Here is a 21,169-nt window from a genome sequence, read left to right on the forward strand (position 1 = left end):
TGAGCCGAACTGGATGATGATCGGCACAATATTTCGGGCCATAGGTCATCGCCTTTTCAGTGAAGATACGCATCTATGGCTTTGATGGGATTGCCAGACATGTCCTGCGTCAGCTTCTGCGCGGCCTCAATCTCTTGTGGCGTCATTGAAGCGGTAATCCTATCGCGCTCTTCTAACGCAATGCTGTCAGGAGCGCTCGCGGCCGCCAGGCTAAAGAGCGCATAAGCTACCACGTGATTCTGCGGCACCCCATAACCATTGGCGTATAGCACTCCGAGGTTGGATCGAGCGAGGGCTGCCCCCTGCTCGGCAGCGAGGCGATACCACTTGATGGCCTCCTTGAAGTCCTGCGGCACGCCTTTGCCCTGGACGTACATCATTCCGAGGTTGGATTGTGCGGCAGCGTTGCCCTGTTCAGCTAAAGGTCGCCATTCACGTAAAGCGGCGGTGAAATCTCCTCGCTGAAAAGCCGAGAAACCTTCATCGAAACCTGCATAGACCGTGTTCAGAACACCAAGCAGCACAAGGTAAACTGGTACATGGCGGGCGTGCATGGCGAATCCTGATTTTGTCTTGGAGCACTATCGATAATCCTAGCAAAGAATCCACCCGTCACCTTTAAGCCATGATCCGTATACCTACTTAAGGGATGTGCTGGCGTGGCCTCCTCTACCGCGAGCGAGTGAAATTGAAGAATTGCCGCCGCATAAGTGCGAACCACAAGGGCGGCCCAAGGTTGCCGTGCGCTCAGGTACTACTAAATTGAGGTTTTTGGCCAGACCAGTAAATTCGGTTCATGGGCGAGTGCCTTTCCCTTAGCGGCCGAGTCAAAGTTCAACTATGACGCCATACTTTTACCGAGGAAATCAGGAGAATGGCGGCGAGCAACGGGAGGAGATATGTTGTCGGGATCAGACCTAGTAATTGCCCGCCGATGAATGTTCCTATGATGGAACCCGCTGCCATGACCAGTATGAATGGCCGTTGAGCGCGGATTATCGAAAAGCTCTGGTCGCGGCTGTATCGCGTGAAACCCACAATCATTGTGGGCAGGCTCACAGCAAGTGAAAGACTGCCAGCGAGCTTGATGTCAGCACCGAATAGTAGAACGATTGTGGGTATTAACAACTCACCGCCAGCAACCCCCATCAATGCAGCAACTACTCCGATACCGAAGCCAACCACGATCCCGACTATAGCCAGTGTCTCGCCTTGAAGCAGGGCGACCCCAGTTGCGCTTGCCTCATGGCCGAACAGCAAAGCAACAGCGATGCCTACGAGCAGCACTGCCAAAACGCGGTACAAGGTTTTACTCTTGAGCTTGGTTGCCCATCCCGCTCCAAACCAAGCACCCGCAAGGCTTCCAGCCAGAAGCGTGACGATGATGTCCCACCGTTCAAAGACCGCAGAGTAGGGAACGCTGAATGCGCGAAATGGAAGAGCTGTGGCTACCACCACGAGGCTCATGGCCTTGTTGAGAATGACAGCCTCCAACGCACCGAAACCAAACAATCCGATGAGTAGTGGCAGCCTGAACTCTGCGCCACCCAAGCCAATCAGCCCACCTAGGGCACCGATAATAGTGCCGCTACCAAATACTATTGGTTTGTTTTTTTCTCTACTTGAGGTCATTGCTCATTTTTCTTTTCAGCGCCCTGAAACTACAAAGCTAGACTAGGATCTTTCCTGGTCCTTCTGCCAAGCTAGATAAGTGTTCACTGGAGGGCGTCGGCTGAAGTGTTGCCGTAGCCCATCAAACAAAGAGTTCGCCAACGCTTGCTGATGGCGTGCGCTGACTAACCGCTGGCAGTCCTGTGCGTTAGGGATGGTCTGAAGTAGCCATGTATTTCCCCGGCATACCACCTAGCGCAACTTTTAAACTCGCCAAATGATCAAAAAACAATCAATTCGACGAGTATTTCTTACGTTTTCGCCACCCGGACCCCACTCCGGTGGCCATTTCCCGCATTACAGGCGCACCTCTCCTGCATTCGTCAGTAAATGTCGGCGCGCCATCCACAGGTTCGACAGAGCGAACAGTGTCACCAGTTGCGCCGTGTTTTTGGCCAAGCCGCGAAAGCGCACCTTGGTGTAACCGAACTGGCGCTTGATTACCCGGAACGGATGCTCGACCTTGGCGCGCACCTGAGCCTTGGCCTTTTCAATCTTGCGCTTGGCTTTGTACAGCACGCTGCGCTTATCGAGTTTTTTGTAGGTGCTGCGGCGTGCCGCCACCTGCCAGATAACTTCACGTCCTTCATGCTCGGGCCGCTTTTCGACACCGGTGTAGCCTGCATCGGCGCAGACCACGTTTTCGTCGCCATGCAGCAATTTGTCCACCTGGGTGACATCCGCCACATTGGCCGCCGTGCCCACTACGCTGTGCACCAGACCCGATTCGTCATCGGCGCCGATGTGGGCCTTCATGCCAAAATAATACTGGTTTCCCTTCTTGGTCTGGTGCATTTCCGGGTCGCGCTTGCCGTCCTTGTTCTTGGTCGAACTGGGCGCATTGATCAGCGTTGCATCGACGATGGTGCCCTGGCGCAGCGACAGGCCGCGGTCGCCCAGATAGCCATTGATGACAGCGAGGATGCCGGCCGCCAGCTCGTGTTTCTCCAGCAAGCGGCGGAAGTTGAGAATGGTGGTTTCGTCGGGGATGCGCTCCAGGTTCAGCCCGGCAAACTGGCGCAGGATCGTGGTTTCGTACAGCGCTTCCTCCATCGCTGGATCGCTGTAGCCGAACCAGTTCTGCAGCAGATGCACACGCAGCATCGCCATCAACGGGTAGGCCGGACGGCCACCTTCACCTTTCGGATAATGTGGCTCGATCAAAGCAATCAAGCCCTTCCACGGCACCACCCGATCCATCTCGATCAGGAACAACTCCTTGCGGGTTTGCTTGCGCTTGCCAGCGTACTCGGCGTCGGCGAAGGTCATCTGCTTCATCGGGAAACTCGGTGGGTGGGGTCGCGGTATTTTGCCAAATCAGAAAGTCTTTTTCAGAGTTTCCCTAGGCTGACAAGCCAAGCGCTGGATCGCAACCATCCATCACCTTATCCAGCTAGATCTGCCTCCTCCAATAAGTGCCGCACAAATCCCGGCGGGTGCAGATTTCCGGGAGGTTTGCGCCAGATCAGTTGGAGACGCTTTTCAAGCCCCGGGATGGGAAGAGCTACCAGCGCGCCACTGCGAACTTCGTCTTGTACTGCGGAAGCCATCACCAACGACACGCCGAGTCCCGCCCTCACTGCTTGTTTGACTGCCTCGGTGCTGCCTAGCTGCATACCGCTGCGAGGCACGCCCAGTTCGCCAAAGTATTCGGTCAGAAGCCGTCCGGTACCGCTACCCGGTTCACCTCCCAGCATCGGCAGGTCCACCAGACGATCACGTTCTATGCACCCTGCTTCAGCCAGCGCATGGTCGGGGCTGACGATAAGCACCAGCGGCTCGACCCGCCAGAGGCGGTGTTCGAAGTCGGGGTGAGGTAGCCACCATTCCATGATCGCGGCGTCGAGCTGGCCCGCCAGTAGCTGGTCGGCCACATCCGGGTTGGCGGCGATGCGCAGATCCACCTCGCCCCTCTCATTTGCGGTCGTCAGATAGTTGCGCACGAATGGCTGGAGAAGGTAGGTGCCGATGTTGGAGCTGGCCCCGACGCGCTCACGATTGCCATGCAGGGCTTCTAGCGCCCGGGCGTGCATGTCGAGCAAGGCGGTCGCATGCGGCATGAAGGCCAGCGCCCGTGTGGTAGGCTGGCAGCCGCTACGACTGCGCTGCACCAGCGTTACGCCGACCTGCTCTTCAAGCTTCTGCAAGTGCTGCGACACCGTCGGCTGGGCCAGCCCCAACGCCCTCGCCGCGCTCTGAAAACTGCCTGTTTGAACGATCGCTACCAGGCTCTTCAGCCAGACCGGATTCAACATGCGGCAGGCTCGGCCTTGGGCAGACGGTTCGCAGCGTTGATTGGGCGCGCACCTGCCAATACCTGGATGATGTTCTGCGCTGCACAACGTTCAATCTCCAGGCGCACCGCGCGCACTGCCGACCCTATGTGCGGAGTGAACAGCGTATTCGGATGCGCGAGCAGCGCAGGATCGATCAGCCGCGGCCGGTCCGCGCGAGCCCAGTCTTCCATTTCGAATACATCCGCCGCATACCCGCCGAGCTGGCCTCGCTCAAGCGCCGCGAGCACGGCGGCTTCATCCACTACCGAACCACGACAGGGGTTTACAAGCAGAGCGCCCGGCCGTACGAGGGCAAGCAGCTCGGCGTTGACCAGATGCTGGGTATCGGCATTCAAGGGAAGCGCCAGCAGGATGAAGTCCGAGCTGGCGAAGAGTTCGCTGCACGCCACCTGGCGCAGGCCGAGCCGTTGCTCGGTTTGTGTATCCAGAGCCTTCGCCTCGTGGTACTGCAGGGTCGCGCCCCATCCCTGCAAGCGATCAGCCATGGCCAGTCCGATGGCGCCCATGCCAAGGATGCCGACCGTAGCGTTATCCAGCCCCGTGCCGTAGAACTGTGGTTGCCAGCCCTGGAACTCGCCAGAGCGGACGAACGCATCTGCTGCCCGCAGATGCCGCCCCAGCCCCACCGCCAGTCCGATCGCCAGCTCGGCAGTCGGGACCGTCAACAGATCAGGCACGAAGGTCAGCCAGACCCCGCGGGCAGTACAGGCGTCCACATCGAAATTGTCGAAGCCCTTGAGCGCGCAGCCGACTACACGCAGCTCAGGGCAGGCTTGAAGAAAGTCTGCATCGACCCGATCGGGCATGAACGCCATCATCGCCTGAGCATCGCGGCAGCGGCGCAGAATTTCCTCGCGCGTCAGCGTGCTGTCGGTCTGGTTGGTCATCAGCTCGCAATGTGGCGCCAGCAGTTGCAGGATCTCATCGTGTACTCGGTGAGTTATAACGAGTTTCGGCAGCATGGTTTGTCCTATTTGAAACGTTTGCGCAGCACGCCACTGAAGGCGTCTACTAGCGTGACCATGGCCAGGATGACCAGCAGGATTGCTGCAACCTCCTGGTACTGCATGATGCGCAGCGAGCCCATGAGTTCGAAGCCGATACCGCCGGCGCCAACCATGCCCATCACGGTGGAGGCGCGAAAGTTGTATTCCCAGCGGTAGATCGCCACGTCGGCGAACTGCGGCGTCACCTGTGGCAAAACCGCGTGCAGCAGCACTTGCATCGGCGTAGCCCCCGCCGCCCGAGCGGCTTCCACCGGCGCTTCGTCGACGTGCTCGATGGCCTCGGCGAAGAACTTGCCGACCATGCCGACCGAATGCAGACCCAGGGCAAGCACGCCCGGCAAGGCGCCGAACCCTACGGCTGCAACGAAGATGATGCCCATGATCAGCTCCGGCACCGACCGCAGGGCATTGAGCAGCACCCGGGCAACACCGAACACAAGGGGGTGCGGCGCCGTATTGCGCGCTGCAACGAAGGCCACCACCAGCGAGAACACCACTGCGATGGCCGTACCGGCGATGCTCATCGCCAAGGTGTCGATCAAGGGGCGAATCCAGCTTCGATAGCCCGAAAAGTCTGGCGGCATGGCCTCGCCTGCCAGGGTCGCGATGGAGGGCAGCCCGTTCAGCAGCGTGGTGGCATCGAGCAGCCCCACGTACCAGCAGGCCAACAGCACCACTCCGAATACAATCGCCACCTGCCCCAGCTGGCGCCACCAACCGAGGCCGAAGCCTCGAAGGATGTGCTCGCGTTGCTCTGCAGGCAGCGCCTGCACGTCGTAATGAGTAGACATATCGGTGCTCACATCGTGGCGAAGTCGAGGCCGAGCAGCGATCCCATGTTGCGGATCACATCGTAGTCGGCGTCGGTGATTGGCGCGAAGGCCTCGGCCTTGAAGTTGCGCAGCACTTCGGGATCGTCGATACCGACGAATACATCCCGCACCTTGGTTTTCAGCTCGGGGCTCAGGTTCGAGCGCATCGCCCAGGGGTACTGGGGGTATTCGCCGCTGTAACCAAGTACTTTCACCTTGCTCGGATCGATTAGGCCACGTTCGGCTACGTGATTGAAAATTACCTCCGACAGCCCACCCGCATCGGCGTTGCCGTTCGCCACGTTGACGGCAACGGCGTCATGCGTGCCCACAAAATGTTGTTCGTAGTCCTGCCCACCCGTCAAATCGGCCGTCTCAAGAAGCACGGTTTTGGGAATCAAATGGCTGGACGTCGATGCCCGGTCACCATAGGCCATCTTCTTGCCCTTAAGGTCGGCATACTCATTCACGCCTGACGCCACATTGGCGATAATCACCGAGCGATAGGTCGGCTTGCCGTCGATGACCATGGCAGCGAAGGGCTCGATGTCGCTTTTGCTTTTGGCCATGACGTAGGACAGCGGACCGAAATACGCCAGGTCGATACGGCCAAAGCGCATCGCCTCAATCATCGAGGAATAGTCGGTGGTTACGATCAGCTGCACCTTCTTGTCCAGATGCTCTTCCAGATAATCCTTCAGCGGCTGGTTACGCTTGATCAGCTCGGAGGCGTTTTCGTCCGGCAGCAGGGCAACCTTTAGCACATCCGGATCGGCATCGGCCGCTAGGGCGGACAAACTTGAAACAGCGGACAGCAAGCAAGTCAATAAGAGCGCGGATAAGCGTTTCATCGGGACATCTCCAGTGAAGGTTCGAGCATGACAGGTGGTTCAGCCGGAGCATTCGCTGGCTGAGTCGTAGAGCGGCCTGCATAGATGCGCTCAAGCTGCGCATCGGTGAGTTCCGAGGGCGCGGCATCGAAAACGATCTGAGAATCGGCCAGCCCGACGACGCGATCGGCGAAGCGGCGGGCATATTCGAGTTGATGCAGCGAAACGATGGCGGTGATGCCGTCTTCCTTGCAGATGTCGCGCAGCAATCCGAGAACACGGACCGAAGTGGCCGGGTCGAGACTGGCTACCGGCTCATCGGCCAGAATGATCGCCGGCTGTTGCGCTAGCGCACGCGCGATGCCTACCCGCTGCTGCTGGCCACCGGACAGTTTGTCCACCCGGCTTAGCGCCTTGTCTGCCAGACCGACCCGAGCGAGGCAACTGAGCGCAATCTCCTGATCGGCACGCGGCAGAGGAAACAGCGAGCGGAGCGTGTTGTGAAAGGCCAGCCGACCGGTAAGCACATTAGCCAGTGCGCTTTGACGTTCGATTAGCTGGTGGTGCTGAAAGATCATGGCGGTACGCCGACGATGCTGACGCAAGGCCGAGCCGCTGCCGAGTTCACCGAGTTCGCTGGTGACACTGCCGCCAGTGGGCGTGACGAGTCGATTGAGACTACGGAGCAAGGTCGACTTGCCTGCGCCCGAGAGACCAAGCAGCACGGTGAACTCACCACGCCGAAATGCAATCGAGGTATCGCGTAGGGCTGTCACGCCGCCTGGATAGACGACGCTCAACCGGTCGACCCGCAGCACGGCGTCCTGTATCGGATGGGGCGTCATTTGATCACCTTTCGCAATATTGCTGGCCGCACAATTGCGGTTCGCGATGCAAAGGGTAGAAATTCCTTGTTACCGCACTGCTTCTAAAGGATGACATTTCGATGAATACTTCGAATCTGCCGTAGCGGGGCGGCAAGCGAAGCCGTGGAAGAACGGGCGCAACGTAGCGTCTTTCTTCACGCGGGATACAGGAGGCTTTGATTGATACTGCTGCGGATTCGCTACAGTAACGTTGGGCCAGAACGTAATGCCATCCAAGCAAGAGAGCGCACACTAGCGGACTATAGGAGACATTCTATTCTTGCCCGTCGATTGACCTAGGCCGTTATGTGGCTGGTCGAAACCTTCAGGTGCCGCCCAACTAGACGTCTGTTGTCGCGCCCAGCTTAATGCTAGGGAAACTCTTATATGGACGCCTCCCGGAGCTCAATAGGTAGCCATGCTGGCGCGTAGGTAGGAGCAGTCTTATATCCGGCCTGTTGTGCAGGCCGAAAAACCTGCTGGCCCTGATGGAATCCGCTGACGAGGCCCTCATCTGAAAATCGAGCTGAAGGCTGTGCCCGTGGCTCATATTCCCTACCAGGTTTACCCCGTCACGGTCTGACCTATTTCGCCATCACGTGCTTACCGCCTGTGCTCCTTGTGAAGTCTGTTGGTTACTGTTTTCAATGCCCCGTAGGGCATGCCGTAAAGAGTTCGGCCCGATACGTAGAGCCCTTGGCCAACACGGCCCAAAGGGTTCTGGCGAGCTTGTTAGCCACTGCGGCGACCGCCACGTTATAAGGCCGCCTGGTCAACAAGCGTTCAACCCACTCTGACCGGTGTCCTCTATTGAGGATCGAGCGAGCACCATGCATCAACAGCGTTCGCAGATAGGTGTCTCCGCGCTTGCTCAGCCCCAGTTGCCGAACTCTGCCACCGGTGCCCGTTTGTCGAGGAACCAGTCCCAGCCAAGCCGCGAACTGGCGACCAGAATGGAAGGTTGTCGCATCTCCCAGTGAGGCAACAGCGGCTGTAGCGGTCAACAAACCAATTCCGGGAATCTCTGCAATTTTCTGGCAGTCGGAGCTCTCACGCAGGCACTGTTTCAAACGCAGTTCGATTTTTCGAATTTCCTCATCCAACTGGATAATCCGAGTCCACTGATCGCGTAGGCTGTCCAACAACATGGAAGGCACTCGATGCTCAGCATCGGCGAAGGCCTCCGGAACGGCCTTGCTCAGCTGGGTATAACCTTCTGGCAGCACGATTCCGAATTCGTAAAGCAGCCCACGTAAGCCATTGCTCTGCATGATGCGAAATTTCAGCAACTGGGAGCGGATACGGTGTAGCGAGAGGATCGCCTGCTGATCCGCCTGCTTGATTGCCACCAGGCAAGCGCCGGGCTGCTGCACCGCTGTCCAGATGGCTTGAGCGTCAGCCGCATCGGTTTTGTTTCGCAGCACAAAGGGGCGTACTGAACGAGGGGCGAGTAGTCGTACCTCATGCCCCTGCTGTTGAAGCTGACGTGCCCACCAGTGGGCACTGCCACAGGCCTCGATTGCCACCAGGCTGGTCGGATAATTTGCAAAGAACGCCAGCACTTCATCACGGCGCAGCTTGATACGCTCGATCCTCCCAGTGCACTGATCAACGGTGTGCAGCTGGAAAACCTTCTTGGCGATGTCCATGCCAATTACGCTATGTTTCATGGTGGATCCTCCTGCTCAAGTGGTGTTTGTTATCCACTCTCCACTTTGGCACCTAGATGCCGGGGCAGCGAGGATCCTCTATTGATGTAGAGGTGCTGCGGTCGGCCCGCTGCCGGGGGGAGGCGTCCATACCATCTGAAGAAGACTTCCAGATTTTGGCAAAATACCCGGATTCCACCCACCGAGTTTCCCGATGAAGCAGATGACCTTCGCCGACGCCGAGTACGCCGGTAAGCGCAAACAAACCCGCAAAGAGTTGTTCCTGATCGAGATGGATCGGGTGGTGCCGTGGAAGGGTTTGATTGCCTTGATCGAGCCGCATTATCCCAAGGGTGAAGGCGGTCGTCCGGCCTATCCGCTGATGGCGATGCTGCGCGTGCACCTGATGCAAAACTGGTTCGGTTACAGCGATCCAGCGATGGAAGAGGCGCTGTACGAGACCACCATCCTGCGCCAGTTCGCGGGGCTGAGCTTGGAGCGTATCCCCGATGAAACCACCATCCTCAACTTCCGTCGTTTGCTGGAGAAGCACGAACTAGCCGCCGGCATCTTGGCTGTCATCAATGGCTATCTGGGCGACCGAGGGCTGTCGCTGCGCCAAGGCACGATCGTCGATGCCACGCTGATCAATGCGCCGAGTTCGACCAAGAACAAGGACGGTAAGCGCGACCCGGAAATGCATCAGACCAAGAAGGGTAACCAGTACTGTGTGTCACGAACACAGGTCAGATGACCTGTGCTGCTGTGCCGAAGATGGAAGTAGGCCTTCCGAAGTCGGCTTGCAGGAGCGGACTTCAAACCACCCGGTGCTGCTGCATCCAAAAGGTGTGGTGGTGAGCGACCGAGGAAAAGTCATCCCTGAGGATGGCAGGTGAGTATGGAGAAGATGAGCGAAAGCAAACCGTCCGATGACGCATCGTTATGCCCAAGGTGCTGCCGAAACTGAGGTGGAGTACTGGCTTCAGGACAAGTCGGGGCGTTACCTGCTTACGGACCCGATGGCAGCCGGTGTATAGGCGGCATGATCTTCATACAGGCTTTGGTACGGAACGTGAGAACCTTGTTCCAGATGCGAAGGAAAATGACAAATGGCCAACACCATGAGGAAGAATACCGATGCTGGAACGAGGGGCGGAGCCTCCCGTAGTAGCGATGAAGCCTCTGTAATGGAGGTGGAGCGAAGGGGCGGCGTTATCCGGCCGACGAGCGTTGCCAACCTCCGGGGATGAGTGGCGTGAGCTCGGCGAAACCTTATGACATAGCGAAACGCACGGTATGGGACGCCTACCAGCAGGTCAGGGCCAACCGCGGTGCTGCCGGCATCGACGATGAAACCATCGCCGATTTCGAGCGGGATCTGTCTAAGAATCTCTACAAGCTGTGGAATCGGATGTCGTCGGGGTCGTACTTCCCGCCTCCGGTCAAGCAAGTAGAAATTCCCAAGGCATCGGGAGGCACGCGCAAGCTGGGAGTGCCCACGGTTGGTGATCGTGTCGCGCAAACCGTGGTCAAGCTTCTCATCGAGCCGGAGCTGGACTCGATCTTCCACTCGGACTCCTATGGGTACCGGCCGGGACGATCAGCGAAGCAGGCGGTGGCGATCACGCGTGAGCGCTGCTGGCGATACGACTGGGTGGTGGAGTTTGATATCAAGGCAGCCTTCGATCAGATCAATCATGGGTTGCTGATGAAGGCGGTGCGCCTGCACATCAAGGAGGACTGGATACTTCTGTACATCGAGCGGTGGCTGGTTGCGCCGTTCGAAACGGATCACGGTATGCGCGTCCGACGCGAACGCGGCACCCCGCAAGGTGGAGTGATCAGTCCCCTCCTGATGAATCTGTTCATGCACTATGCCTTCGACACCTGGATGCAACGTACCAGCCCCAACTGCCCGTTTGCCCGCTACGCCGATGATGCGGTGGTGCACTGCCGCAGTCGAAAGCAAGCGGAGTACGTGATGCGCTCCATTGCTTCACGGCTGGCTGCCTGTGGCTTGACGATGCACCCCGAGAAATCGAAGGTCGTGTACTGCAAGGACAGTAACCGTCGCGCAGGTTATCCGCATGTGAGCTTTACCTTCCTCGGCTTCACCTTTAGGCCGAGGAAGGCGCTCAGCAAACAAGACCAGCTCTTCACGAGCTTCCTTCCGGGAGCGAGTGCGGATGCCTTAAAGCGGATGCGGCAAGCGGTACGCAGGTGGCGACTCAATCGCCAAACCCACGTGACGCTGGTCGACGTGGCTCGGCTCTACAATCCAGTGATACAGGGGTGGTCGCAATACTATGGCTCGTTCTATCGGACAGCCATGCTTGGCATCTTCCAGCACATTGACCGCGCGCTTGAACGCTGGGCCCGACGAAAATACAAGGCTCTTCATAGGCGCAAGCGGCGCATTAGCCAATGGCTGGACAAGATGCGGACTGTGGTACCCCGGCTGTTTCATCACTGGCGAGTGACCGGGCAGCAAGGTTGGATAACGGGAGCCGTATGACGCGAGAGTGTCACGTACGGTTCTGCGAGCGGCTGCGGGGGCAGTTCCCGCGGCCGACTCACCACTTCGGCATGAAGGCGCACATCGGTGTCGATGATGAGTCGGGCTTGGTGCACAGCGTGGTGGGCACGGCGGCCAACGTGGCCGATGTCACCCAGGTCGATAAGCTGCTGCACGGCGATGAGAACATGGTCGGTGCCGACGCGGGTTACACCGGCGTCGAGAAACGCCCTGAACATGAAGGCCGGGGGGTCATCTGGCAGATCGCCGCCCGCCGTAGTACTTACAAGAAGCTTGATAAGCGCAGTGCTTTGTACAAAGCCAAGCGCAAGATTGAGAAGGCCAAGGCTCAGGTACGAGCCAAGGTCGAGCATCCGTTCCGGGTGATCAAGCGCCAGTTCGGTTATGTGAAGGTGCGCTTCCGTGGTCTGGCGAAGAACACGGCGCAACTGATGACGCTGTTCGCGCTGTCGAACCTGTGGATGGCGCGCCGACATTTACTGGCGAATGCAGGAGAGGTGCGCCTGTAATGTGGAAAATGGCTGCCGCGAGGTGCTCGCGGCGGCTAAAAACACAGAAATAAGCGGGTGATCTGAGCGTTTTTGATCGATTTGCCGCTTTTAAAATCGGCAGGGGCTGAAGTCAGCCAGAAATACACAACTACTTCAGACCATCCTTAGAGATGAATCCAGTTTCAACCAGGATTGACGGTACGTCTGGCGACTTAAGTACGGCAAAGCCCGCCTGCTCCACACGCTTCTGGTGCAAAGTGGTGATGCCCGCCAAACTTCTCAGTACGGAGTGGCCCAGTTCCAGGCTCGTTGCGACTGTAGCGCTCATCGACATGTCGAGAATCACTCCTGCCAGCATGGGGTCCTTATCTTTGAGTGCGAGGCTTTTGGTCGTACCGAGTAACTCGGCGCCGTTCTCCTTCTGCGCGAGCCAGCGCGCAGTAGTGGACGTGGCTCCACCTTCCGATAGCGCATAGATCGACGCTCCGGAGGCCGTGCGCCGAGGCGCGGCGTCCGCGTGTATGGAAATGAAGATATCGGCATTGTGTTGGCGAGCAATCTCCACCCGCTTGCGTAACGGTACGTAAACATCGCTGTCGCGTACGAGTCGCACGGTAAACCCCTTTTCCCGCTCGATCCGTTTGGCCAACTGCCGAGCAATTGACAGCACCACATCTTTTTCCCGCTCGCCATTGGCCCCGACTGCTCCAGGGTCTTTACCGCCATGCCCTGGGTCTACCACGACGATGATGTCGCGCTTTGGATGAGCCGAATCATTAAGCACAACCTGCGGTGCAGCCGGCTGTATTGCCGGGGATGCCGAGTTGGAAATATCCAGCACTAAGCGATGCCCCTGTGCCTGTTCAGGTGCCAGCATGAAGGTATTCAACTGCACGGGACCTATCAGGTCCAGGACAATCCGCGTTCCTGTACCTTGAGGCCCTGAACGTATAGCGCGGATTGGCATGTTACCCAGTTGCAGTTTGCTCAAATCAAAGGCAAGGCTGGTTCCCATCAGATCGAGAATCAACCGATCCGGCGCCGTCAGGGAGAAGGTCTTGTACTGTGCTGGACCACTTAGGTCTAGCACCAGCCGAAGCTTGTCGTCGGTGTTCCATAGCCGAACATTTAGGACTTGTGCGGCTTGTAAGCCCAAAGGTAAAGCAAAGGCAAAACCGGCCAAAAATAGATTGAGTAATGAACGTCTGTGCATCTCGTTTACCGTTTTTGGGGAGAGTCCTTTCTCTGCCATTCAGATTAAGAACCGTAGAGCTTGCAGAGCGGCAAGGTGTCCCGGATAAAACCAGTAGCCCCATTGCCGCACCGGCCAGACGTTGAAGGTGAACTTCTGATGCAGCAGCCAGAGTCCGATCAGCGGAGCGGCAAATGCAGTGCTCAAGGCCAGCAATGAGTGAATTTCAAGATCCATAGCCCTGGTCACGATGCTACTGCGGGTGTTGCTCAACAGGCATAGAACTGCTGGCAGCAACCAAAGAGCACCGGGCCTCTTGATCGCTAACAAGACAGCCGCAGGAACGAGCGCGCCGTATAGCCCGTACATCAACGGGTCATCCAGCACGTAGGCAATCGCGGCAGCCATCAAGGCCATAGCGCTGCTCAACAAGGTGCGATGTTGCCATCCCCAGGCAATCACCAGCCCCAATGCCAGGGTAACCAACACGTTGAATGATCCCGAGGTGCTGATATAGCGATAAGGCACTTCTGAAATGGCGGCGAACACCAGCATCAAGGCGAGGTAGCGTCCATTCGCGGCAGTCAGTAATTCGCCCGGTTTGGAGCGCGCCACGTTGGCAGCAATGGCGACACAGAACAGCGGAAAGGAAAGCCGCCCCAGAATGAACAGATTGCTCATCTCCGGCCACACCAACCGCAAGTGATCGATGACCATGGTCAGCATCGCCAGCCACTTGATCAGATCCAGGCTACTGCTTCGGCTCTTGAGTGAGGAATGCTGGGTTGTATGAGCAGTCGTCATGTCCACCCCAGTGTGACGGCGGTCAGCAAGAGATAACGCACGCCCTTGGCCATGGTGACGATCAGCAGGAAACTCCAGAATGGCTCGCGCATGACTCCGGCGACGACCGTCAGCGGATCGCCAATGATGGGCACCCAGCTCAGCAGCAACGACCAGCGCCCGTAGCGCAGGTAAGACTGCTGGGCCTTTTCGAGCTTGCTCTCGCTCACCGGGAACCATCGCTTGTAGCGAAATCGCTCGATAGAGCGACCCAGAATCCAGTTCAGCGCAGAGCCAAGAACGTTGCCGAAGGTGGCGACCGCCAATAGCGCAGAAGCAACGTATTGGTTGGAGAGCAACATCCCGACCAACACAGCTTCAGACTGCATGGGCAATAACGTGGCGGCACCGAATGCCGCCAGAAATAGACCAAAATAGCTGGCGAGTTCGAACACTTAAACGACGCCTTGGGCGCTCAAGCCGATCCAACCATGGAAGCCTACGTACAGACCAACACCGATTATCAACACGCTGGACAGGTACGGTGCACGACGAGCCACGGTGCCCAGCCACGGCCAGCGGTTGGAAGCCTGTTTAGCACCAATAGCCGCAGCAGCTCCCACCGCCACCAAGGTGATCGCCAAGCCGATGCTGAAGCACAGGACGAGTATGCCTCCCAGCGCGACTTCTTTAACCTGAAGACACAGCAACAGAACGGTGATGGCAGCCGGACAAGGAATCAAACCACCCGTCAAACCGAACATGACGATCTGGCCCGTGGTCACCTCACGATTCGTGAAGCGCTTACGGATATCGTTGGCATGTGCGCGTTCATGCGCATCCTGATAGCCATCAATTGACAACTCCAGACCTTCCAGTTCGGAATGCGCGTGCCCGTGATCATGCTCCTGGAACGCCAGATCGTAATCATGGGAGTGGCCCGCATGCCCAAGACTCAAGCGCGCACTGAACTCATGAGGCTCCGGGATATCGACTGCCGACTCCAGAAAGCCTTCGCGCTCGACGAAAGAGAACGATTGAGTGCTGCCGTCCGGACGAGTCGTCATTAGGCGAACATCCGATGTAGCCCAAGCGTGTCCGGTCAATGTTTTCAGGCGCCAATGCGGTGGCATACCTACTTCAAAAATCGACAGTTCGATGCGCCCGTGGCCGGTATCGATTCGATGGGTTTCATCATGATGGCCATGGTCATGCTCACCGTGGTGGTGGTCATCACCTTGCTCGAACTTGAACATCTGCTCACCGCGCCAGGTACGCCACAGCATCCAAAGAGCAACTACGATGATCAGTGCAGAGGACGCAAGCTGGAAGTACGGCTCAGTGGTTTGAGCGTCCAGACCTTTGCCCAGGTACATGCCGCCGATGGCGACCAACCACACCACGGCGGTGTGCGACAGCGTCGCGGCCAGACCCAACAAAACGGCCTGTTTAACCGAACCACGAATGGCCACGATGAAAGCGGCCATCATGGTTTTTGAATGGCCCGGTTCCAGGCCATGCAAGGCACCGAGCAAGATAGCGCTCGGGAAATACAGCCAGGCGTGTGTACCGCCCTGTTGCAGCAGTTCAGCAAAGTTGGGCATGTCAGACCTAGAGGTACTTGGTGATTTGTTTGAAGGCTTCCAACGGTGCGCGCTCGCCATTGTTCAAGGCTGAGACTGTGTCCTCCAGACAGTGATCAATGTGATCCTGGATGAGCGTGCGCTTCGCTTGACATACGGCTTTTTCGACCGCATGCAGCTGCTGAGCGATGTCCACGCACTGACGCCCCTCTTCAATCATGGTGATGATGCCGCGTAAATGGCCGTCCGCCCGTTTGAGACGCTTGATGATCGCCTCGTGACTTTGGTGAGTGTGGGGATGGCTGTGTTCGTTTTCACTCATGACTTGAGCCTCGGGCCTTAATGAATTACGCTGGCATCCTATCCCCCCTTAGGGGATGCGGTCAAACGCATCAAAGCCCTGAAAAACGAGTTGAAGCCCGATCACGATGTTCAGCAGAACACTGACAACAACGGTGGTATTCGCGCTTGTCCTCGCCATGTTTGTGGCCTGGGCCGGGCATACCTATACGTTGTCAGTGACGTCGAAACAGCCTGCTTGGGAGGTTGCGCAAGACGCCCATCACTCTCATGAAGAGCTGACTGAGATGTCGTGTGCGAGCTGCTCGGATCACTATCACTCCCCGCTGACCCCTGACCATCAGCACGAAACACCGCAGCTCACTTCACTGTTGATTTTGGCCGAACAACCCAAGCTATCGGTGCGGGTTGATGCCCCGCAATATGCAGTTCCCCCTCCGCCGATATTCTTGATCAAGCGTCCACCCCGTCCTTCGTTCGCATCCTGACCATGGCCGCGCAGCGGCCTTTGATCCCTCCAACGTAGGATTTATCCATGCATTCGCACTCGATGAGCGGCGTGGGCGCATTCACTGCGCCATCGCACCGCCCGCTACTGCTGTTGTTTTTACTTGTCGCTGCACTTTTCCTCGGGATGCCCGAGGCGATGGCTCACGCCGTCGCGGAAGGTGACAAGGGCTTTATCCAGGAAAGTTCCGGCGTCATGTTGCTGCCCTTCATCTACATGGGCGCCAAGCACATGATGACGGGCTACGATCACCTGCTGTTTCTGTTCGGGGTGATCTTCTTCCTTTACCGCCTGAAGGATGTGGGGCTCTACGTCACACTGTTCGCGGTAGGCCACTCGGTGACGTTGCTGCTGGGCGTGCTGACCGAGATCAGCATCAGCTCGTACATCATCGACGCCATCATCGGTTTTTCGGTGGTGTACAAGGCACTCGATAACTTGGGCGCGTTCCAGCGCTGGTTCGGTTTCCAACCCAATACCAAAGTGGCCACGCTGATTTTCGGCCTGCTCCATGGTTTCGGCCTGGCCACCAAAATCCAGGAGTACGAGATCTCGCCCGACGGGCTGATCCCCAACTTGCTTGCGTTCAACGTCGGCGTCGAGATCGGCCAGTTGCTGGCCCTTAGTGCGATTCTCATTCTGATGGGGTATTGGCGGCGCACCGCCAGTTTCTGGCGCCACGCCTATACCGCCAACGTCGCCATGATGAGTGCCGGTTTCCTGCTGATGGGTTACCAGATCACCGGCCTGTTTATCTCCGCCTAAGGAATTCTGACCATGTTCAATACTCCGCTTCCAACTGTTAATGAATTGCCCAGCACTCGCAAACTGGTTCGTTCGACTGTCATTGCACTGCTGACTGCTATTGGCCTGCTGATGACCGTTGTCATGCCTTCGGAATACGCCGTTGATCCTACGGGTGTGGGCCGCGCACTGGGTCTGACCCAAATGGGCGAATTGAAGATCATCCTTGCCCAAGAGGCGTTGGCGGATACAGCGCCGCCGCAAGCATTAGCTCCTAGTTCAGCTCCAGCTCCAGCTCCGCAGATTGCGCAAATCCAACCTGCTGCAATACCTGTGGCCCAATCAGCGTCGGCACCGACCCCAGCCATGAAGACGAATCAAATGACCGTCACGCTCAAACCAGGTGAAGGGACAGAGATCAAACTGGAAGTGCTGAAGAACAAGACTGTGAGTTATGAATGGACAGCGGCTGGTGGGCTTGTGAACTACGACACCCATGGCGAGCCCTACAACGGTGAAAAGGGTTACTTCCACAGCTACAACAAGGGCAAGCAGGTCAAAAGTAATAAAGGCGAATTCACCGCCATTTTTGACGGCACCCATGGTTGGTTTTGGCGTAATCGCAGCAATAACGACGTGACCATTTCGTTGAAGACGAGTGGTGATTACCTGAACGTCAAACAGTAATCCGACACAGAGACGGCTGTCCTACTGCCGAAAACGCGGACTTCAGCCTGACCACAGACCATTTATTTCATCCACTTTTGAAGAGTATTCCCATGAAATCCCCAACCACTCTGATTCGTTCTGTGCTGCTGTTCTGCTTCCTGGGCTTGATGACGGCATGCGGCGGTGGTGAGAAAGGCACAACCTCCGAGAGCGCTGAGCACGGACATTCGCACGAGTAACACTCTAAAAAAACAAGGCCGCGATTGCGGCCTCGTTTTTCTGCATGACGAAAAGTTCTAGCCTATATCCCGCAAACAAATGACTGCTTTGGGTCGTCCTCTGCCGGTCATGGCCACGAAGCCTGCAGGTCAAATCCGAAGCAAATTACTGGTCAAATCGAATGCAAATGGCTGGGCAAGTCTGTGCAATTACCTAACGGATAGGCTCTCGACAGAACTGGTATAGCATCCCTTGATTCTTCTATGCCATCATCGATGCTTGTAAAATCGGAGGCTAAGGACATGGCAAACGATTTACCACCAGATTACATAGAGTTCGCGAAACAGCTGGGGTTCTCGTCACCAGAGCAGTGGGACGTGACCAGGGGAAATCTGAAAGATGGCTGGAAACGAATTCATCGTCGCATTGTGACAGGGCGGTCTCTTCGGGGGACGATTCTGGACTTTGTAGCTAGAATGAATTCGTCTGACGATCACTTTAGGCGCAAGTCCGGTGAGGTCGGGGTAACTAGGGTAACTCCAGTATCCGCGCAGGTTCAGCTTTTTGAGGATCTATACCCACAATTTGCGCCTTATGTTCCCCCTCAGACGTCGGTAGGATCTGAACACCGGATCAAAAAACCGAAAGCTCCCAAAGTCCGAAAGCCGAAAGTTAAGACGCCAATGTTTGTACAAATTGGATTTGGCTTAGTAAAGCACCTTCCGGCCACGGAAAATCGAGAGGGACAGCGTGATTCTCGACGAACACACTACACCAATCGAAAAAGCCTCAAAGAGCATAATTTACGTGCCAGGTTGGTCGCTAAGCGGATCACATGGGGATAGCGATTAATCCTGATATTTCTAAGATCTCAGTTGTTGCGCTAGATTTGTCAATTCGTATACTGCTCAATCATTTTATAAAGGTCATCTCATGTCCCGTCTTGCTGAGTTCCGTCAACTCGGAAAACACTTGGCCGAACAACTCGCTGCCCTTGAAGCCATGAAAGGCGACGAAGGCCTGAAAAAAGAAGTTGAATTCGAAACTAAGCTGCGGGCTTTGCTTGCCGAGTACGGTTATAGCCTCCGCAACGTCATCGCTCTCCTCGATCCCCAGGCAGCAAGCCGTGCTTCTACTACCGCTGCCCCGAAAAGTGTCCGCAAAGCACGTGACGTCAAGATCTACCAAAACCCAAATTCGGGCGAGTTGATCGAGACCAAGGGCGGGAACCATCGCCAGCTCAAGGAATGGAAAACTGAATTCGGCGCGGACATTGTTGAGTCCTGGCGCACTCAGTAAGATCGGTTTGAGTACAAATGAGGGCCCGGTGGGGCCCTTTTTCGTAGCCACATGCGGGGTAATCATGGATCGACATCTCTACAGGTTCAGGACAGCGGATCGTCTGCTCGGAAAAGACGCCACCGAGACCAAGGAGGCTGTGCCCGGTGAGCTTGAGAAGCTTGAGATTTACTTCGCACCGCCTGAGCAATTGAACGATCCTCTAGAGGGGTACAAGGAAATCTACTGGGCGGGTGATGAAATCGTCTGGGCGAATTTCTTTAGGCATTACCTATTGATACTAGCGCTTCGAAGCTGGGAGATTGATGACGCGGTAATGAGCGGCGTGCCACTTCCTAATGAGCTCCCAATTGGCCAGTATCCTGCTAATCTCCGGGGTGTGTACCTCTTTGCTTTCCAGGAAATGGATTACCTGCTCCAAAGTAGTGAGATATTTCAGGGGTACATCAAGGCACTCTCTAAAGCCGAGAGAAAACACTACAAGCCACAGTTGTTGCTCTACCTCAGTTCTCTGCATACGCGCTTCTTAACAATCGTACTTTCAGTAAGTTACAAGTACGAGTTAACCGGTGCACATCATCCTGAGAATCCTGGAGACCCACTAGGGGACAGTGACTTTCATCTGAAGATAATATCAAATATCGAAGCAGATGATGGCCAGCATCGTGATTTTGAGTCATACAGGCAGATTGCTGTCACAACCTCGGCGTTCTCCATCAAGGCTGCGCACGTATGGATCAATGATCATTACGGTGTGTATGACCTAATAACGGCATTTGCTCCTCGATATCTAGATCAAATCGACCAGCTAATGCACCCGAAATGGTATGTAGCCTGCTTTATGAAGGAGTGTAATAACTCCGCCATCTGGGGTAGCTACGGAGACAATCACAAAGGCATCTGCCTGAAATATAGGGTCTCAGGTGAAGACCAAGCACTATCTCTTGAAATGAATAAGCCGATAGGTCTTGGTCATAGCGGCATCATTTATGGCTTCCAGAATATGCAGTTCAAGGAAGTTTTCTACGATCGAGAACACTCGGAAATAGATTTCTTCAGATCATTAGGCAACGTCCCAAACGAGGCATTAGGTGGCTTCTGGTACAACGATGGCCAAGGAAATCTGAGTACCACTAGCGAGTGGTACAAAACTGATTCCAGTGATCTGCGAGAGAGGCACTGGAATAACCTTGATTTCGCTTTGACCTCAAAGCTTCCTCAGTGGGAGTCCGAAAAAGAGTACCGCTTGGTTCTTAATTCCGGCATGGACATCACAGATAAAAAGCATCGAGTTTTGAAGTATCGGTTTTCAAGCTTGGAGGGCGTCATTTTTGGGATCAAGACGCCGTTGGAGTACAAACTCAAAGCTATTAGGATTATCAAGGCCCACTGTGAACGTGAAGGCCGTGAAGAGTTTCAGTTCTACCAGGCCTATTACGATCCGGAAACGAAAAGTATCCAACATGGCTTATTACCTGTTTCAATACACGATGCTGATATAAATGGTGGCTCTACTGAGCCTGGCGATTCATCAGCTGAAAGCTAGCTCGCAGATTCTCCACTTCTTCCGCAAGTTGGAATCAGGCATCGGGGCCGGCCACTGCCGAGTATTTATCGACGGTTGTAATCGGCGCCTATCGCTGTGCGGTCATAAGAGTAGAGGGTGCACGCTCTAACCATTGGAACAGCGATCTTCCCGCCAACGATCGTAAT

At 56.2% G+C, this 21,169-nt stretch carries 19 protein-coding genes and 2 pseudogenes; 7 read left to right on the top strand and 14 right to left on the bottom strand.

The features are described from left to right. Positions 1 to 56: 56 nt before the first annotated feature. From QU606_RS00160 to QU606_RS00200, 9 genes are all read right to left on the bottom strand, one after another. A complete protein-coding gene (locus QU606_RS00160) occupies positions 57 to 554 on the bottom strand; it encodes a tetratricopeptide repeat protein (protein WP_019821370.1) in 498 nt (165 codons plus the stop codon). A 280-nt stretch (positions 555 to 834) separates the two neighbouring features. After that, the gene (locus QU606_RS00165) at positions 835 to 1,632 is read right to left on the bottom strand and encodes a sulfite exporter TauE/SafE family protein (protein ID WP_019821372.1); all 798 of its coding nucleotides are present in this window, start codon (positions 1,630 to 1,632) and stop codon (positions 835 to 837) included. A 336-nt stretch (positions 1,633 to 1,968) separates the two neighbouring features. Next, the gene (locus QU606_RS00170) at positions 1,969 to 2,949 is read right to left on the bottom strand and encodes an IS5-like element IS1384 family transposase (RefSeq protein ID WP_010466230.1); all 981 of its coding nucleotides are present in this window, start codon (positions 2,947 to 2,949) and stop codon (positions 1,969 to 1,971) included. Between the two features lie 107 nt (positions 2,950 to 3,056). Next, positions 3,057 to 3,926: a LysR family transcriptional regulator gene (locus QU606_RS00175; RefSeq protein WP_010466239.1), complete on the bottom strand. Its 870-nt coding sequence runs from the start codon at positions 3,924 to 3,926 to the stop codon at positions 3,057 to 3,059. Continuing rightward, positions 3,920 to 4,930, bottom strand: a complete 1,011-nt coding sequence (ptxD, locus tag QU606_RS00180) for a phosphonate dehydrogenase PtxD (protein WP_003118429.1) — start codon at positions 4,928 to 4,930, stop codon at positions 3,920 to 3,922. Before ptxD ends, QU606_RS00175 begins: the two co-directional genes overlap by 7 nt. An 8-nt stretch (positions 4,931 to 4,938) precedes the next feature. Continuing rightward, positions 4,939 to 5,766: a phosphonate ABC transporter, permease protein PhnE gene (gene phnE, locus QU606_RS00185; protein ID WP_010466252.1), complete on the bottom strand. Its 828-nt coding sequence runs from the start codon at positions 5,764 to 5,766 to the stop codon at positions 4,939 to 4,941. 8 nt (positions 5,767 to 5,774) lie between these two features. Beyond that, positions 5,775 to 6,638, bottom strand: a complete 864-nt coding sequence (gene phnD / locus QU606_RS00190; RefSeq protein ID WP_010466255.1) for a phosphate/phosphite/phosphonate ABC transporter substrate-binding protein — start codon at positions 6,636 to 6,638, stop codon at positions 5,775 to 5,777. Continuing rightward, positions 6,635 to 7,462, bottom strand: a complete 828-nt coding sequence (gene phnC, locus QU606_RS00195) for a phosphonate ABC transporter ATP-binding protein (protein WP_003118432.1) — start codon at positions 7,460 to 7,462, stop codon at positions 6,635 to 6,637. Before phnC ends, phnD begins: the two co-directional genes overlap by 4 nt. 665 nt (positions 7,463 to 8,127) lie before the next feature. After that, on the bottom strand, positions 8,128 to 9,153 hold the full coding sequence (locus tag QU606_RS00200) for an IS110-like element IS1383 family transposase (RefSeq protein WP_019692570.1): 1,026 nt from the start codon (positions 9,151 to 9,153) through the stop codon (positions 8,128 to 8,130). 193 nt (positions 9,154 to 9,346) lie between these two features. Between QU606_RS00200 and QU606_RS00205 the strand changes: the two are divergent. The 3 genes and pseudogenes from QU606_RS00205 to QU606_RS00215 form a co-directional block, all read left to right on the top strand. Then, positions 9,347 to 9,859 (top strand): annotated as a pseudogene (locus QU606_RS00205) (IS5-like element ISPre1 family transposase); the annotation flags it as partial. A 519-nt stretch (positions 9,860 to 10,378) separates the two neighbouring features. Next, positions 10,379 to 11,647, top strand: coding sequence for a group II intron reverse transcriptase/maturase (gene ltrA / locus QU606_RS00210; protein WP_010466266.1), 1,269 nt, complete (start codon positions 10,379 to 10,381; stop codon positions 11,645 to 11,647). Positions 11,648 to 11,706: 59 nt separating this feature from the next. After that, a pseudogene (locus QU606_RS00215) lies at positions 11,707 to 12,177 on the top strand (IS5 family transposase); the annotation flags it as partial. 130 nt (positions 12,178 to 12,307) lie between these two features. Here the strand turns inward: QU606_RS00215 and QU606_RS00220 are convergent. The 5 genes from QU606_RS00220 to QU606_RS00240 are packed head-to-tail and all read right to left on the bottom strand — an operon-like array spanning position 12,308 to position 16,039. Further along, positions 12,308 to 13,372 (bottom strand): N-acetylmuramoyl-L-alanine amidase, encoded by a 1,065-nt coding sequence (locus QU606_RS00220; protein WP_041161326.1) that lies wholly within the window; start codon positions 13,370 to 13,372, stop codon positions 12,308 to 12,310. Between the two features lie 39 nt (positions 13,373 to 13,411). After that, positions 13,412 to 14,155, bottom strand: a complete 744-nt coding sequence (locus QU606_RS00225) for a TraX family protein (protein ID WP_024078238.1) — start codon at positions 14,153 to 14,155, stop codon at positions 13,412 to 13,414. After that, positions 14,152 to 14,589, bottom strand: coding sequence for a YqaA family protein (locus QU606_RS00230; protein WP_024078237.1), 438 nt, complete (start codon positions 14,587 to 14,589; stop codon positions 14,152 to 14,154). The genes QU606_RS00225 and QU606_RS00230 overlap by 4 nt, the downstream gene beginning before the upstream one ends. Continuing rightward, positions 14,590 to 15,738: a nickel/cobalt efflux protein RcnA gene (locus tag QU606_RS00235; protein WP_024078236.1), complete on the bottom strand. Its 1,149-nt coding sequence runs from the start codon at positions 15,736 to 15,738 to the stop codon at positions 14,590 to 14,592. It abuts the gene before it with no gap. 7 nt (positions 15,739 to 15,745) lie between these two features. After that, entirely contained in the window at positions 15,746 to 16,039 is a 294-nt protein-coding gene (locus QU606_RS00240; protein ID WP_024078235.1) for a metal-sensing transcriptional repressor, read from the bottom strand. A gap of 513 nt (positions 16,040 to 16,552) precedes the next feature. Between QU606_RS00240 and QU606_RS00245 the strand changes: the two genes are divergently transcribed. From QU606_RS00245 to QU606_RS00260, 4 genes are all read left to right on the top strand, one after another. Then, complete coding sequence (locus QU606_RS00245; RefSeq protein ID WP_024078233.1) at positions 16,553 to 17,290, top strand: HupE/UreJ family protein; 738 nt, start codon at positions 16,553 to 16,555, stop codon at positions 17,288 to 17,290. A 12-nt stretch (positions 17,291 to 17,302) separates the two neighbouring features. Beyond that, positions 17,303 to 17,956: a hypothetical protein gene (locus tag QU606_RS00250; protein WP_024078232.1), complete on the top strand. Its 654-nt coding sequence runs from the start codon at positions 17,303 to 17,305 to the stop codon at positions 17,954 to 17,956. A 1,134-nt stretch (positions 17,957 to 19,090) separates the two neighbouring features. Continuing rightward, complete coding sequence (locus QU606_RS00255; protein WP_083375400.1) at positions 19,091 to 19,456, top strand: histone-like nucleoid-structuring protein, MvaT/MvaU family; 366 nt, start codon at positions 19,091 to 19,093, stop codon at positions 19,454 to 19,456. A 64-nt stretch (positions 19,457 to 19,520) separates the two neighbouring features. Then, positions 19,521 to 21,002, top strand: coding sequence for a DUF2971 domain-containing protein (locus QU606_RS00260; RefSeq protein WP_161952183.1), 1,482 nt, complete (start codon positions 19,521 to 19,523; stop codon positions 21,000 to 21,002). Positions 21,003 to 21,169 lie beyond the last annotated feature (167 nt).

The organism is Pseudomonas sp. OVF7, from assembly GCF_030644265.1.
GTDB lineage: Bacteria > Pseudomonadota > Gammaproteobacteria > Pseudomonadales > Pseudomonadaceae > Aquipseudomonas > Aquipseudomonas gorinensis.